At 75.6% G+C, this 14,972-nt stretch carries 13 protein-coding genes and 1 pseudogene; 12 read left to right on the top strand and 2 right to left on the bottom strand.

Annotation, left to right across the window (positions count from 1 at the left end; translation table 11 throughout):
- The first annotated feature begins 189 nt into the window (after positions 1 to 189).
- From IH44_RS0130920 to IH44_RS0130870, 11 genes are all read left to right on the top strand, one after another.
- A complete protein-coding gene (locus IH44_RS0130920) occupies positions 190 to 1,545 on the top strand; it encodes a class I adenylate-forming enzyme family protein (protein ID WP_035956928.1) in 1,356 nt (451 codons plus the stop codon).
- A gap of 141 nt (positions 1,546 to 1,686) precedes the next feature.
- Positions 1,687 to 1,956: an acyl carrier protein gene (locus tag IH44_RS0130915; protein ID WP_030463083.1), complete on the top strand. Its 270-nt coding sequence runs from the start codon at positions 1,687 to 1,689 to the stop codon at positions 1,954 to 1,956.
- Positions 1,953 to 2,252 (top strand): hypothetical protein, encoded by a 300-nt coding sequence (locus tag IH44_RS0130910; protein WP_030463082.1) that lies wholly within the window; start codon positions 1,953 to 1,955, stop codon positions 2,250 to 2,252. Before IH44_RS0130915 ends, IH44_RS0130910 begins: the two co-directional genes overlap by 4 nt.
- On the top strand, positions 2,249 to 3,361 hold the full coding sequence (locus IH44_RS0130905; RefSeq protein ID WP_198545071.1) for a beta-ketoacyl synthase N-terminal-like domain-containing protein: 1,113 nt from the start codon (positions 2,249 to 2,251) through the stop codon (positions 3,359 to 3,361). The genes IH44_RS0130910 and IH44_RS0130905 overlap by 4 nt, the downstream gene beginning before the upstream one ends.
- 278 nt (positions 3,362 to 3,639) lie before the next feature.
- Positions 3,640 to 4,131, top strand: coding sequence for a hypothetical protein (locus IH44_RS0130900; RefSeq protein ID WP_035956924.1), 492 nt, complete (start codon positions 3,640 to 3,642; stop codon positions 4,129 to 4,131).
- 114 nt (positions 4,132 to 4,245) lie between these two features.
- Positions 4,246 to 5,925, top strand: coding sequence for a class I adenylate-forming enzyme family protein (locus IH44_RS0130895; RefSeq protein ID WP_030463079.1), 1,680 nt, complete (start codon positions 4,246 to 4,248; stop codon positions 5,923 to 5,925).
- Entirely contained in the window at positions 5,922 to 7,190 is a 1,269-nt protein-coding gene (locus IH44_RS0130890) for a beta-ketoacyl synthase (protein WP_035956921.1), read from the top strand. The genes IH44_RS0130895 and IH44_RS0130890 overlap by 4 nt, the downstream gene beginning before the upstream one ends.
- Entirely contained in the window at positions 7,187 to 8,188 is a 1,002-nt protein-coding gene (locus IH44_RS0130885) for a VOC family protein (protein WP_030463077.1), read from the top strand. The genes IH44_RS0130890 and IH44_RS0130885 overlap by 4 nt, the downstream gene beginning before the upstream one ends.
- Before the next feature lie 17 nt (positions 8,189 to 8,205).
- Complete coding sequence (locus IH44_RS0130880; RefSeq protein WP_030463076.1) at positions 8,206 to 9,168, top strand: phytanoyl-CoA dioxygenase family protein; 963 nt, start codon at positions 8,206 to 8,208, stop codon at positions 9,166 to 9,168.
- Entirely contained in the window at positions 9,165 to 10,133 is a 969-nt protein-coding gene (locus IH44_RS0130875) for a thiamine pyrophosphate-dependent dehydrogenase E1 component subunit alpha (RefSeq protein WP_198545070.1), read from the top strand. The genes IH44_RS0130880 and IH44_RS0130875 overlap by 4 nt, the downstream gene beginning before the upstream one ends.
- Positions 10,130 to 11,092 (top strand): alpha-ketoacid dehydrogenase subunit beta, encoded by a 963-nt coding sequence (locus IH44_RS0130870; RefSeq protein ID WP_107066662.1) that lies wholly within the window; start codon positions 10,130 to 10,132, stop codon positions 11,090 to 11,092. Before IH44_RS0130875 ends, IH44_RS0130870 begins: the two co-directional genes overlap by 4 nt.
- Before the next feature lie 127 nt (positions 11,093 to 11,219).
- Here the strand turns inward: IH44_RS0130870 and IH44_RS0130865 are convergent, their stop codons facing one another.
- A complete protein-coding gene (locus tag IH44_RS0130865) occupies positions 11,220 to 12,401 on the bottom strand; it encodes a globin domain-containing protein (RefSeq protein WP_030463073.1) in 1,182 nt (393 codons plus the stop codon).
- A gap of 340 nt (positions 12,402 to 12,741) precedes the next feature.
- Positions 12,742 to 13,179, bottom strand: a pseudogene (locus IH44_RS0130860) (Rrf2 family transcriptional regulator); the annotation flags it as partial.
- Between the two features lie 286 nt (positions 13,180 to 13,465).
- Here IH44_RS0130860 and IH44_RS0130855 point away from each other — a divergent pair.
- Positions 13,466 to 14,947 carry a carboxyl transferase domain-containing protein gene (locus IH44_RS0130855; RefSeq protein ID WP_030463071.1) on the top strand — a complete coding sequence of 494 codons (1,482 nt, stop codon included), beginning with the start codon at positions 13,466 to 13,468 and terminating at the stop codon, positions 14,945 to 14,947.
- Positions 14,948 to 14,972 lie beyond the last annotated feature (25 nt).

Raw genomic sequence — 14,972 nt, 5'->3', positions numbered from 1 at the left:
GCGTAGGGGGCGACCAGCCACTGGTATAGACCTTGACCCTTGATGCGCTCCCGTGCAAAGGTCGGCACCGACGGGGGTTCCACACTGAAGCATCACAACTTCCGAACCTTGCTTCCCACACGAGCGCGTGGAGTTGCGTTGACGCTTACCCCAACCCCGGTACGCGGCGGCACGGTTGCCGCGGACTGGGTGGACGAGCAGTTACTCGCCGGACCGGACGGCGAACCGTGCCTGCGCTTCGGCGCTCCGGTGAACAGGGGCACCCTGCGGGCCCTGGTGGCCGAACGGCAGCGGCAGTTGGCCGCCGCCGGACTCGGCGAACACGGGACGGCGGCACTGCGGATGCCGCCGTCGGCGGAGTTCGTCGCGGCCCTGCTGGCCGTCTGGCGCTCCGGCGCCCGGGCGGTCCTGCTGGACCACCGGCTGACCGCCGCCGAGGTGGACCGCGCGGTGGACCGGCTGCACCCCGGGGTGCTGGTCGAACTCGCCGACGGCCGACCGCGGTTCACGCCGCTGCCGGACGCCGACGAGGCCCCGGCCGAGCACGCCCTGGTACAGCTCAGCTCGGGCTCGACCGGCCCGTCCAAGGTGATCGCCCGGACGGCCGCCGACCTGCTGCGCGAACTCGACTGCTACGCACGGCTGCCGGAGTTCCCGACCCGCGGCGAGCGCACCGTGCTGCTGTCCTCGACGGTGCACGTGCTCGGTCTGGTCGGCGGGCTGCTGCACGCCCTGCACGCGGGCGTGGAGCTGGTGGTGCCGCAGCGGACGACCCCGACCGGCATCCTGGCCGCGATCGCCGAGGGCGGCGCACCGACCACCGTGATCGGGGTGCCGTTCCACGCCGAACTGCTGGCCGCGGTCGCCGCGCCGCCCGAACTGCCGCAGCTGCGGCGGATGGTGGTGGCCGGCGAACTCGTCCGCCCGCAACTGCCCGCCGCGTTCCGCGCCCGCTACGGGGTGCCGCTGGGCACCATGTACGGGATGACCGAGACCGGCGTGATCGCCACCGACCTGAGCGGCCGCCACCACCCCGCGGTGGCGCCCGTCCACGGGATGCGGCTGTCCCTGGCCGGCGGCGAACTGCACATCGCCCGGGAGCACTCCCCGTACCTGGGGCCGACCGACCCGACCCGCTGGTCGGACGGCCTGCTGCACACCCGCGACGCCGCGCTGATCGAGGACGGCACCGGCCTGGTGACCGTGCTCGGGCGGCGCGACTCACAGATTTCCATCGGCGGCCTCAAGGTCGACCTGAACGAGGTCGAGCAGGCCCTCACCGGGCTCCCCGGTGTGGTCGAGGCCGTGGTGCTGTTCGCCGACGGCGCGATCGAGGCGTACGCCGCGACCGCCGAGGGCGTCACCTCCGCGCCGTCCGAACGGGGCGGCCCCGCCGAGCAGTTGCGCGAACTGCTGGGCAAGGAGCTGGCGGGCTACAAGCTGCCCCGCCGGCTGCACCTGATGCCGCAGCTCCCCCGGACCGCCACCGGGAAGCTGCTGCGGGACGCCGCCGCCCTGCGCCGACAGGCCGACGCCGCCCGCTGATCCACCCCGCTTCCCCTCCCCCCTTCCGGTGCGGTGCGCCCGGCCCGGTGGACGGCTCCAGACACCGTCCGTCCGGCCGTCGGCGCGCCCTGCCCGGAACCACCCCTTCCTTCCCCTCCCGATTGCGCTGGAGATCCTTCCATGCAGGAACAGATCCGCTCGTTCGTCCTGACCACGCTGGCCGCGATGAACTACGACGTCTCGAACGTCACTTCGGAGACCGACCTCGGCCCGGCCGGCCTCGACCTGGAGTCGCTGGCGCTGGCCGACCTCGCGGTGCAGGTCGAGGAGGAGTTCGGCATCCGCTTCGAACTGGACGACATGGAGTCCACCGCCCTGATGACCATCGACGAGTTCAGCGCCGAGGTCGCCGCCCGGATCGCCAAGTCCGCGGTGGGCACCGCCCGATGAGCACCGACGCCGGAACCCGGTTCGGCCGGGCGGAGGCCCTGGCCATGCTCGCCCGCTACGGCGACCGCGCCCCCGAGCAGGTCGACGAGCACCTGGGCTCGCTGGAACTGACCTGGCTGATCGCCGAGGCCGAGCAGACCTACGGCGTGCAGGTCGACCTGGACGACGAGCACCTGGACGCCATCCGCACCGTGGACGACGCGGTGGCCGCGCTCGGCGCCCAGCTCGCCGCGGCCCTGAACGCCGAGGTCCTGAACGCCGAGGCTCAGGACGGCGCGGGAGTCGCCGCGCCATGACCCCGACCGCACTCCGGAACGGCCCGCCCCGGCGCGCCGTCCTGGTCGGCGGCATCGGTGTGCGGTCGGCGTTCGGCGCCGGGCTCGACGCCCTGACCGACGGCGTGCTCGCCGGGCGGGCCGCCTTCGCCCCGGTGCAGCGCTTCCGCACCACCGCGCACCGCGCGGACCGGGCCGCCACCGGACCGGGCTCCCCCCGGCTGGCCGACCAGCTGGTCGCGGTGCTCGCCGAGGCAGGCGCGCTCTCCGGACCCGGCGGACCCGAACAGCCTTGTGCAGAGGAGGAGTTGCTGCTCGCCCTGCACGGCGACCGGCGGGCCGGACCGGTCGCCGCCGAGGTCGCCGAACGGACCGGGCTGCGGCCCCGGGTCTACACGGGGGCGTGCGTCGCGGCGTCCACCGCGGTCGCCGACGCGGCCGCGCTGATCGCCTCCGGGCGGCGCGAACGCGTGCTGGTCGCGGCCGGGTACCTGGTCGAGCCGGACACCTTCGCGGTGTTCGACGCCGGCCGGGCACTGGCCGGGGACGGCGCCGTCCGCCCGTTCAGCCTGGGCCGCAAGGGCATGCTGCTCGGCGACGCGGCGGTCGCCGTGGTGCTGGAGTCGGTACCGGCCCTGCGCCGGCGCGGCGGCCGCGCGCTGGCCCGGATCGCCGGGTGGGCCCGGACCGGGGACGCCTTCCACGTCTGCCGCCCGCACCCCGACGGCACCGGCCTGGCCCGGGCGGTGCACGGCGCGCTCACCCGGGCGGGCGCCGGACCGGACGCGGTCGGCTACGTCAACGCCAACGGCGCGGGCTCCAAACTCGGCGACCTGGCCGAGGCCGCCGCGCTGCGCGCCGTCTTCCCGTCCGGCACCCCGCCGGTCAGCTCCACCAAGTCCGTGCACGGCCACGCCCTGGAGGCTTCCGCCCTGCTCGAACTCGCCGCCACCGTCGGTACGTTGCGCGCCGGATCGCTCCCCGTGAACGCCGGCTGGCAGGCCGCGGACCCCGACTGCCCGCTGGACCTGGTGCTCGACCGCCCCCGCCCGGCGGCCCCCGCCCTGGCCCTCACCGTCAACGCCGCGTTCGGCGGCGCCAACACCGCCCTCCTGGTGGCCCCCGCCTGACCCCGCCCCCCGGTCACCGGTCCCGCCGGTCCCGGCGGTCCTGTCTCCTCTCGTTCCCCGGCTCCTCTCGTTCCCCGGCTCCTCTCGTTCCCCGGCTCCTCTCGTTCCCTGTCTCCTCTCGTTCCCGTCCGGCGCTCCCGGCCCGCACTCCTGGTGGCACCCGCATGACCGCCCCGAGACCCTCCCCCGTCCTCGCTCCCGACCATTCGCCTCCGCATCCGACACCGCAGGCACCGCAGGCTGCGCAGGCACCGCAGGCTGCGCCGACGGCGCCCCGCGTGCTCGCCGGGCCGCTGCGGGTGCTGGCCGCCGCCCGCTGGCCGGACGGGCCGGAGGACGAACTGCCCGCCATCGCGGGGTTCGTGGAGTCCGCGTTCAGCCCGCTGGTGGCCGAGGCCGCCGAGCGCTGCCTGCGGGCCCGCTACGGTGCGCCGCCCGCCGTCGGGGCGCCGCGCACCGCGCTGCTGCTGGCCAGTGCGAGCGGCGACACCGGTACGGCGGACGCGCTGGCCCGGGCCACCGCGGCCGGGCAGCGGGTCGCCCCGCTGCTGTTCTTCCAGTCGAACCCGAACGCCGTGCTCGGCCACGTCGCCGCCCGCTGGCAGCTGGACGGGCCGGTCGTCGCGCTCGGCCCCGGCTTCCCGGACGGGCCCGAACTGCACGAGCGGGCGGCCCTGTTGATCGAGGACGGCGACGCCGAGCAGGTGCTCGTGATCACCGCCGTCCAGGGCCCGCCCGACCGCGCCGGCGCCGTCCTGCTCGCCCCCTGAACCACCGCACCCCCGCGCACCCGCAATCCCCCGTACCCCCGGACTCCCCCTCGCGCACCGCGGCCCGCCGAGGGGCCCTCCCCCCTTTCCCGCACCACGAGAAGAACGGGAACGATGAGCCTCCGCACCCTTCGCGCCGTGCTGTCCGCCGACAGCTCCGTCGGCGCCGGCAACGTCCTGACCACCCGCGCCGAGCAGGGCCTCGGCCCGGACTCGCCGACCCTGACCTTCGACACCCCCGTCGACGCCCACCCGGCGGGCCAAGCCCTGACGCTCCGTCAACTCGACCTGGCGGTAAGGGTCCGGGCCGCCGCCCTGCACGCCCGGGGGGTGCGCCGCCGCGACCCGGTCGCCGTTCAGGCGTCCGCCGCGGCCGACCAGGTGCTGTGCTTCCTCGCCCTGAGCCGCCTCGGCGCGATCCCGGCCCTGCTCAACCCGGCGCTGGACGCGGACACTTCGGCCCGCTACCTGCGCCGGTTGAACGCGGTCGGGCTACTCGCCGACACCGCGCACGCCAAGGCGCTGGCCGACGCGGCCCCCGCCGGTCCGGCCCTCGGCGATCCGGGCCCCGCCGGGCCGGGTCTCGCCGGACCGGGCTGCGGCATCCCGCTGCTCGCCGACACCGCCGAACTCGCCGACGGCAACCCGGAGTCGGCGCCCGAGCCGTACCGGCACTGGCCGACCGACCCGGTGGCGATCACCCACTCCTCGGGCACCACCGGCCTGCCGAAGGCGGTGCTGCACACGCACGCCAGCCTGTACGCGGCGATCCGGCACCGCCTGCTGCTGCCCCGCCCGCAGGGCATCGACCGGGTGCTCAGCGCGCTGCCGGCCGCGCACGCCGCGACCCTGATCGCGGTCAACCTGGCGCTCAGCTTCGACGCCCAAGACCTGGCCCGCCAGGACCTCTCGGCCCGCGACCTGTCCTCGGTCGGCCTGTGGTGGAACACCGGCGACTGCGCGCACGAGGCGCACATCCGCCGCCTGGTCGCCCAGGGCTCACGGGAGACCGCCACCCGGCAGGGCCGGGTCCGCACCGCCGGGTCGGTGTTCGTCGACGGCCTGGGCTCCTCCGAGATGGGCCACTCGCACTTCCACATCACCCACACCGTCGACTCCGCGCGCTACGGCCGCTGCGTGGGCCGCCCGCACGCCTTCGTCGACTGCGCGGTCCTCGACCCGGACGGCAACGAGCTCGGCCCCGGCGAGGTCGGCGAGTTGGGCACCCGCTCGCCCACCCTGTCGCCCGGCTACTGGAACGACTCGGTGACCACCCACCGCACCCGGGTCCGCGACTACTTCCTCACCGGCGACCTGATGTACCGCGACGAGGACGGCTACTACTACCACGTGGACCGGGCCGTCGACACCGTCGACCTCGGCGACGGCCGCCGCCTGCACACCGCCGCCAGCGAGGAGCGCGTCCTGGCGGCCTGCCCGGACGTGCACGACTGCACCGTGGTCGCCTTCCGCGACGGCGACCGGACGGTCGCGGACGTGCTGCTGCAACTCGACCCGGCCGCCGCTGCCCAGGCCGCCGCCAGCACCACCGCCCAGGACGCCGCCCGCACCACCGCCGAGGACGCCGCCCGCACCGCCGCCCAGGACGCCGCCCGGACCGCGGCCCGGACCGCCGAGGTGCTCGCCGCGCTGGAGCCGCACGTCGCCGCCGTCGTCCGCTCGGTGCTGGTGGTCGAGGACGCGGACATCCCGCTCGGGCCGACCGGCAAGGTCCGCAAGGTGCTGCTGCGCGAGCGCCACCTGGCCGCGGTGGCCCCGGCGGCCGCCCGATGAGCACGGTCGCCGCGCAGGTCACCGGCATCGGCTGGGTGACGCCGCTGGGCCGGGCCGTGCCGGAGGCGTTCCGGGCGCTGGCGGCCGGCCGTTCCGGCCTGGTCGCCCCGCCGGAGGGGCACCCGGCGGCGGGCTGGCTGCGGGTGGCGGGCATCGCCCCGCCCGTCCCGGCCACCGAGGTGCTGCCGCCGACCGAGACCCGGGTCGCCGACCGCTTCCTGCTGCTGGCGCTGGCCGCCGCCGAGGACGCCCTCACCGACGCGAAACTGACGGTCCGTCAGGAAGCCGACCCGGAGCGGGTGGCGGTGGTGCTGGGCACCGGCGGCGGCGGGCTGGAGAGCTACGAGCAGCAGGCCGCCGGGCGGCGCGAGCGCGGCCGGGCCGCGGTCAGCCCGTACCTGCTGCCGGGCATGCTGTCGAACATGGCGGCCGCCCGGATCGCCATCACGCACGGCATCCGCGGCTACAGTTCGGCGGTGATCACGGCCTGCGCGGCGGGCGCGCAGGCGATCGCCGAGGGCCTGCGGCTGATCCGCGGCGGCGAGGCGGACGTGGTGGTGTGCGGCGGCGCGGAGGCCCCGCTGCACCCGACGATCGCCGCCGCCTTCGACAACTCCCGCGCGCTGGCTGCCGGTTGGGAGGATCCGACGCAGGCGTCCCGGCCGTTCGACGCCCGCCGCAACGGCTTCGTGCTGGGCGAGGGCAGCGCCGTCCTGGTGCTGGAGAGCGCCGAGCACGCGGCGGCCCGCGGCGCGACCGGGTACGCCTCGCTGGCGGGCTGGGGCGCGGCCACCGACGCCCACCACCCGACCATGCCGCGCCCGGACGGGGCGGGCGCGGTCTCGGCGATGCGGGCCGCGCTGCGCTCGGCGGGCCTGGAGCCGTCGGCCGTGGACTACGTGAACGCGCACGGCACCGGCACCAAGCTGGGCGACGTCGCCGAATCGGCGGCGCTGCGCGAGGTGTTCGGCGGGCACGAGCCGTTCGTCAGCTCGACCAAGGGCGCCACCGGCCACCTGCTGGGCGCCTCGGGGGCGGTGGAGGCGGCGGTGTCGGCGCTGGCCGTCGCCGAGGGCCTGATCCCGCCCACCCTGAACCTCGAACAGCCGGACGGGGCCTGCGCGTTGCGGCACGTCCGGGGCGCGGCCGAGCACAGCGTCGTGCGGCACGCCCTGTCCAACTCGATCGCGTTCGGCGGCCACAACCTGAGCCTGCTGTTCGGTCCGCCGGGCATCACGGCCAAGCACCTCGGAGGGGACTCATGACCGTGCCGGGCATCGCGTACACCGAACTGTACGTGGAGGACGCCCACAAGTACGCCGCGCAGCTGCGCGACGACTGGGGCTTCACGCTGTACGAGCCGGCGGCGGCCGCGCCGGGCACCGCGCAGGTGGTGGCGCACCAGGGGTCGGTCCGGGTGCTGCTGACCTCGGCGGTGGAGGCCGGCCACCCGGTGGCCGGCTGGGTGCGGCGGCACGGCGACGGCGTCGCGGTGATCGCGCTGCGGCACGCCGACGCGGCGTCGGCGGCCGCGGCGGCCGGGCGGGCGGTGGCGGCGGGCGCCGTGCGGCTGGACGGGGCGGGCACGGTGTCCGGTTTCGGCGACCTGGCGCTGCGCTTCACCGGTCCGGAGGACCTGCTGCCGCCGGGTGAACTCCCGGGCCGGGGTGCGCTGTTGTCGCTGGACCACGTGGCGGTGGTGGTGCCGGGCGGGCAGTTGGGCGACTCGGTGCGGTGGGCGGTCGAGGGGCTGGGCCACCGGGAGGTGTTCCGCGAGTACGTGGAGGTCGGCGACCAGGCGATGGACTCCCGGGTGGTGCAGAGCCCGTGCGGCACGGTCACCTTCACCCTGCTGGAGCCGGACACCTCGCGGGCGTCCGGCCAGATCGACGGCTTCCTGACCGCGCACGGCGGCGCGGGCGTCCAGCACCTGGCCTACGCGACGGGCTCGATCACCGCCGCGGTACGGGAGTTGGCGGCCCGCGGGGTGGCGTTCCTGAGCACGCCGGGCGCGTACTACGACGCGCTGGAGTCCCGGCTCGGCCCGACGGCCATCCCGGTGGCGGAGCTGCGCGACACCCACGTGCTGGTGGACCGGGACCACGGCGGCGAGCTGTTCCAGATCTTCGCCCGCTCCACCCACCCGCGCCGGACGCTCTTCCTGGAGCTGGTGGAGCGGCGCGGCGCCGGCAGTTTCGGCACCGCCAACATCAAGGCCCTGTACGAGGCGGTGGAGCGCGAGCGCGCCACCGCGGACAGCTGAGCAGAGGGGAGAGGGAAGTGACCACCGTCATCGAGCAGTTCGCGTTGACCGAGGAGGAGTCGGCGCTGCTGCCGACCGTCGAGGAGGTGCTGGAGTACGCGGAGCGCGGCTGGTACCTGTCGCGGCGGCTGTTCTCCGACGCCGAGCTGGACGCGCTGCAGGCCGCCACCGAGCGCTACTACGCGGGCGAGCGGGACCGCGAACTCCCGGCGCGGCCGCCGCACTTGGCGTCCTGGAAGCCGTCGGACGGGCCGGTGCAGCGGCACAACGACTACGTGCACTACGAGCACGCGGAGATCGGCCGGATCCTGCGCAAGCCGCTGCTGGGCGCGGTCGCGGCGCGGCTGGCGCAGGCGGCGGAGGTCCGGCTGTTCCAGTCGACGCTGATCTACAAGCCGCCGGTGCCGGGCGAGCCGAGCAACGTGGTGCCGTGGCACTTCGACAAGCACTACTGGCAGACCTCCACCTCGCAGCGGATGCTGACGGCGTTCCTGCCGTTCCACGACTGCACGGAGGAGATGGGCACCATCACCATGGTGGACGGCAGCCACCGCTGGGAGGAGCGGCCGGGCGGGGACGACTCGACCCGGCACTTCGCCGCCCGGGACCGCTCGGAGCTTGAGCAACTGCTGCACGAGAACGCCGAGTTCAACGGCTGTTCGGTGCACACCGTGCCGGTGGAGATCCCGCGCGGGCACGTGTCCTTCCACCACTGCCGCACCTACCACGGCTCCGGCCCGAACCGGTCCGCGCAGCCGCGCCGGGCGGTGTCGCTGCACCTGCAGGACGGGTCGAACCGGTACCGCCCGTTCCTGCGGCCGGACGGCTCGCCGGTGGTGTACAACCACGACGCGGTGGTTCGGCGGGACGCGAACGGCCGACCGGACTACGCGGACCCGGAGTTCTGCCCGGTGCTGTGGCGGTCGGAGCCGGGACAGCCGGAGCCTCGGCGGTCGGAGCCGGGGCGGTCGGGTCGGTGAGCCTGCCGCACCTGGCGGACCCGGCGGGCCGGTACCGGGCGATGCGGCTGATCCGCTCGTTCGAGGAGCTCGCCCTGGAGTGGGTGCGCTCGGGGCTGGTCGTCGGCGGCACCCACCCGTACATCGGGCAGGAGGCGGTGGCGGTCGGCGTGTGCGCGGCGCTGGATCCGGCCGACCAGCTGACCTCGACCCACCGCGGGCACGGGCACGTGCTGGCCAAGGGCGCCGACCCGGGCCGGCTGCTGGCCGAACTGCTGGGCCGGGTCGGCGGGTTGAACGGCGGCCGGGGCGGGTCGATGCACGCCGCGGACTTCTCGCTGGGCGTCCTGGGCGCCAACGGCATCGTCGGCGCGGGCGCACCGATCGCGGTCGGTTCGGCCTGGGCGGCGCAGCAGCGCGGCGAACTCACCGTGGTGGCCTCGTTCTTCGGCGACGGCGCGCTCAACCAGGGCGTGCTGCTGGAGGCGTTGAACCTGGCGTCGATCTGGCGGGCACCGGTGGTGTTCGTCTGCGAGAACAACGGCTACGCGACGACGCTGCCGGCCGCCGCGGCGGTGGGCGGTTCGGCGTGCGGCCGGGCGGCGGCGTTCGGCATCCCGGCCGAGACGGTGGACGGGATGGACGTGGAGGCGGTCCGGGCGGCGGCCGAACGGGCGGTGCGGCGGGCGCGCGCGGGCGGCGGTCCGTCGTTCCTGGAGTGCCTGACGTACCGGTTCGAGGCGCACCACACGATGGAGCGGCGCTTCCGGCTGTCGTACCGGACGGCCGCGGAGGTGGCGTCCTGGCGCGAGCGCGACCCGCTGGCGACCGGCCTGCCGGAGGCGGCCGCCATCGACCGCGAGGTGGCCGAACTCCTGTCCGCCGCCGCCGAGTTCGCACTCGCCTCGGCGGAGCCGGATCCGGCGACGGCCACTGACCACCTGTACGCGAGCGGGCTGCGGCCCCGGTCGGGAGCGGCCCTGTGACGCTGTTGTCGTACGCCAAGGCGATGAACCGGGCGCTGTCGGACGCGCTGGAGGCCGACCCGGCGGTGTGCGTGTTCGGCGAGGACGTCGGCGCGGGCCTGGCCGGGCTGACGCTCGGCCTGCAACGGCGCTTCGGCGCCGGGCGGGTGGTGGACGTGCCGCTGTCGGAGCAGGCGTTCACCTCGGCCGGGATCGGGGCGGCGCTGAACGGGATGCGGCCGGTGATCGAGTTGCAGATCCCGTCGCTGCTGTTCCTGGTCTTCGAGCAACTCGCCAACCAGGCGCACAAGTTCTCGCTGATGACGGGCGGGCAGGCCCGGGTGCCGCTGACCGTGGTGGTGCCGGGTTCGGGTTCCCGCAGCGGCTGGGCGGGCCAGCACTCGGACCACCCGTACGGCCTGTTCGCGCACGTGGGCATCAAGACGCTGGCGCCCGCGACGCCCACCGACGCGTACGGGCTGCTGAGTTCGGCGATCGCGGACGACGACCCGGTGGTGCTGTTCGCCCCGGCGGGCGCGCTGGCCGTGCGCGAGGACGTGACGGCGCCGCTGGCGCCGGTGCCGATCGGCGCGGCCCGGACCCACCGCCCGGGCACCGACGTGACGGTGGTCGCGGTCGGCCACCTGGTGCACCAGGCGCTCGCGGTGGCCGAGGAGTTGGCGGACGAGGCGTCGGTGGAGGTGCTCGACCCGCGCACCCTGTACCCGCTGGACCGGTCCGCCCTGGTGGCGTCGCTGCGCCGCACCGGCCGGCTGGTGGTGGCCGACGACTCCAACCGCTTCGCCGGGTTCGCCGCCGAGGTGCTGGCGGTCGCCGCCGAGGAGTGCCGCCTGCTCGCCCCGCCGCTCCGGGTCACCCGCCCGGACGGCGCGGTCCTCCCGTTCGCCCCGGCCCTGGACCGGGCGATGCAGCCGGGCGCCGAGCAGTTGCGGGACGCGGTCCGGGCCGTACTGAAGTGACGGCCCGGCCCCGGGGCGGTGCGCACCGCTCCGGGTCCGGGCCGTTGCCCCGCCGGGGCCGGGCCTTCCCGGTCATCCGCCGCTTCCCGCACGGCAGTTGACGGCTCGGTCGGGGGTGGGCCTGCGGTCAGGCCTGGCCGAGCCACAGGTCGGGGCCGAAGACCTCGTAGTGGATGTCGGCGGCGGGCACGCCCGCGGCCAGCAGCTGGGTGCGGACGGAGCGCATGAACGGGAGGGGGCCGCACAGGTAGGCGACGGCGTCGGCGGGGACGTCCAGGCCGGTCAGGTCGACCCGGCCGGTGCGGTCGGCGGGCCACTCGCCCTCGGGGCGCTCGTACCAGACGTGCGCCTCGGCGTCGGGGAGCTTGTCGACCAGCAGCGCGAACTCCTCGCGGAAGGCGTGCGCGGACTCCTGCTGGTCGCCGTGCACGGCGATCACCTTGCGGGCGGCGCCGGTCTCGGCGAGGTGGGTGAGCATCCCGACGATCGGGGTGCAGCCGATGCCGGCCGAGGCCAGCACGACCGGGCGGTCGCCGTCGGCCAGCTGCACGTCGCCGAACGGGGCGCCGACCAGCAGGGTGGCGCCCTCGTCGACGTGCTGGTGCAGGTGGTTGGAGACCTCGCCGGCCGGGTCGCCGGCGACCTTCTTGACGGTGATCTGCAGGCCGCCGTCGGGCTGCCCGGACAGGCTGTACTGGCGGATCTGGTGGGCGCCGTCGGGGAGTTCGACCTGCACCGAGACGTACTGGCCGGGCTTGTGCGCCGGGACGGGGCCGCCGTCGGCGGGGCGCAGCAGGAAGGTGGCGACGTCGGCGGTCTCGGCGGTGCGGGCGGCCACCGTGTAGCGGCGGCGCTCGCCGCGGGTGCCGCTCTCCTCGTACAGGCGGGCCTCGATGGCGATCAGGGCGTTGGCCATCAGCCAGTACACCTCGTCCCAGGCGGCGGCGACCTCGGGGGTGACGGCGTCGCCGAGCACCTCGACGATGGCGGCGAACAGGTGGGTGTGGACCACCTGGTACTGGTCGGGGGCGATGCCGAGCGAGGCGTGCTTGTGGGCGATGCGGGCGAGCATGGCGTCCGGCCGCTGGTCGGGGTGCTCGATCAGCGCGGTGGCGAAGGCGGCTATCGAGCCGGCCAGCGCCTGGCGCTGGCTGCCGTCGGCCTGGTTGCCCCGGTTGAACAGGTCGCGCAGCAGCTCGGGGTGGGCCGCGAACAACCGGTCGTAGAACGATCCGGTGATCTCCCCGATGGCCGCGCCCACCACGGGCAGGGTGGCACGCACGGTCTGCGCGGACTTCTCGGACAGCATCCGAAACTCCAAACTCGCATCTGAGATGCGCATTTAATGGCATGGAAAAACGGCACGCGGAACCGGACGGAGAACCGACCGGGGACCGGCCGGGAACCGATCGGGGACCGGTGGAGAACTACTGGTGACCGCCTGGGGCCTGCCTGGTGCTCACCCGGCGACTGCCTGGTGCCCGCCTGGGGCCCGCCTCGATGCTCGCTCGGGCGGGCTACGGCGAGGAAGGGCCGAACGGCCCCGGCCCCGGCGGGCCACCCGGACCTCCGGACGGGCCCTCCGGTCCGCCCGGCCCCGACGGCGCCTCCGCCCCCGGCGGCGTCTCTGCCCCCGGCGGGTCGCCGAACACCGGCAGTCCGAGCAGGACCGGACCGCCGGGCTCGCTCGGCACGCCGACCAGGTCGTTGACGGTCAGCGGGTCGAGGGTGGCGAAGAACGCCTCCTGGGCCCGCCGCAACGCCCCGCGCAGCCGGCAGGAGTGGCGCAGAGGACAGGGCGGCTCGTCCTCGCAGCCGACCACGTCGCCGACGCCCTCCAGTTCCCGGACGATCCGGCCGAGCGATCCGGTGCGCCCGGCGGCGGTCAGGGCGAGCCCTCCGCCGCGGCCGCGCCGGGCCTCGACCACGCCCAGGTGCTGGAGCCGGCTGACCACCTTCGCCGCGTGGTTGTAGGGGACGCCGACCGCCTCGGCCACCTCGCGGGTGGTCGGGGTCTGGTCCTCGTCCAGCACCGCCAGGCGCATGGCGATGCGCAGCGCGATGTCGGTGCTCTTGGTCAGCCTCACGGGCCTGACTCTAATCAATTGCGCATCTTGGATACCAATTACACCGGTGTCTGGTGCGTCACGTCCCGGCCCCCTTCACCCCCAGCCCTCCTTCACCCCGGCCCGCGCGCCGTCGTCGCGGGCCGGTGATCCTGCTCACCCTCGTGCGGCGCACCAGCAACCGGCCCCGCCGCCCCGCTAGCCTCGGTGACGCCCGGCCATCCCGCCCCGGCCCGGGCCGCCCTTCCCCCTTGCTCCCGCTCCTGTTCCCGTTCTTGTTCCCGTTTCCCCGTGACGGAGGCCCCCGGTGACGGCACGTCAGCTCCTCGACCGACTGGTCGACCCCGGCAGTCTGCACAGCTGGGACGAGCCGATCACCGCCGAGTACGCCGACCCCGGCTACCGGGACGCGCTGGCCCGAGCCCGGGAGCGCACCGGCCTGGACGAGGCCGTGACCACCGGCCGGGCCCTGCTGGACGGGCGGCCGATCGCCCTGGTGGCCTGCGAGTTCGCCTTCCTCGGCGGCTCGATCGGCGTGGCCACCGCCGAACGGATCACCCGCGCCGTGGAGCGCGCCACCGCCGAACGCCTGCCGCTGCTCGCCCTGCCGGTCTCCGGCGGCACCCGGATGCAGGAGGGCTCGGCCGCGTTCCTGTGCATGGTGCGGGTCACCGCCGCCGTGCACGCCCACCGCACCGCCGGACTCCCCTACCTGACCTACCTGCGCAACCCCACCATGGGCGGCGTGTTCGCCTCCTGGGGCACCCTCGGCCACCTGGTGCTCGCCGAACCGGGCGCCCGGCTCGGCTTCCTCGGCCCCCGGGTGTACGAGGAACTGCGCGGCGAACCGCTGCCGCCCGCCGTCCAGCGCGCCGAGACGCTCGCCGCGCACGGCCGGCTGGACGCCATCGTCCCGCCCGAGCGGCTGCGCACCTTCCTCTCCCGCGCCCTCACCGTCCTCACCGCCCGCCCCGCCGCCGCTCCCGCCTCCGCTCCTTCCCCCGTCCCCGCCTCTGCCCCCACTCCCCCGGACGCCTGGGAGTCGGTCCTGCTCAGCCGCCGCCCCGACCGCCTCTCCGCACTCGAACTCCTGCACCACACCGCCGAGTTGTTCCTCCCGCTGGACGGCGACAGCGCCCTCGTCCGGGGCCTGGCGCTGATCGGCGGACAGCCCGTCATGGTCGTCGCCCAGCAGCGCCAGGGGCCCGACCAGCCCGCGCTGCCGGTCACCGCCGCCGACCTGCGGGCCGTCCGGCGGCAGGCGCAGATCGCCGAGGAACTCGGGCTGCCGCTGCTCACCGTGGTCGACACCACCGGCGCGGAACTCTCCGTCGAGGCCGAACTCGACGGCGTGGCACTGGAGATCGCCCACTGCCTGACCACCCTGGTCGGGCTGCGCACCCCCGTGCTCGCCGTCCTGCTCGGCCAGGGCAGCGGCGGCGGCGCACTCGCCCTGCTGCCCGCCGACCGGGTGCTCGCCGCCGAACACTCCTGGCTGGCCCCGCTGCCGCCCGAGGGCGCCTCCGCGATCGTCCACCGCGACGGCGACCACGCCCCCCAACTCGCCCGCGCCCAGGGCATCACCGCCACCGCCCTGACCACCACCGGCCTGGTCGACCAGGTGGTCCCCGAGACCGACGACCCCGCCGACCTCCGCGACCGCCTCGCCACCGCGATCACCGCCACCCTCGCCGAACTCACCCGACTCCCCACCCCCGAACGCCTCGCCGCCCGCGCCACCCGCAACCGCCGCCTCGGCGGCCCCACCTCCCCCCTCCCCCCGCGATGAACGCCGTCCGGCGAGGCTATGCCGC

This window comes from Kitasatospora sp. NRRL B-11411 (genome assembly GCF_000721345.1).
Classification (GTDB): Bacteria; Actinomycetota; Actinomycetes; order Streptomycetales; family Streptomycetaceae; genus Kitasatospora; species Kitasatospora cineracea.
The sequence above is the reverse complement of the archived record's forward strand: the minus strand, read 5'-3'. Positions and strand labels throughout refer to the sequence as shown.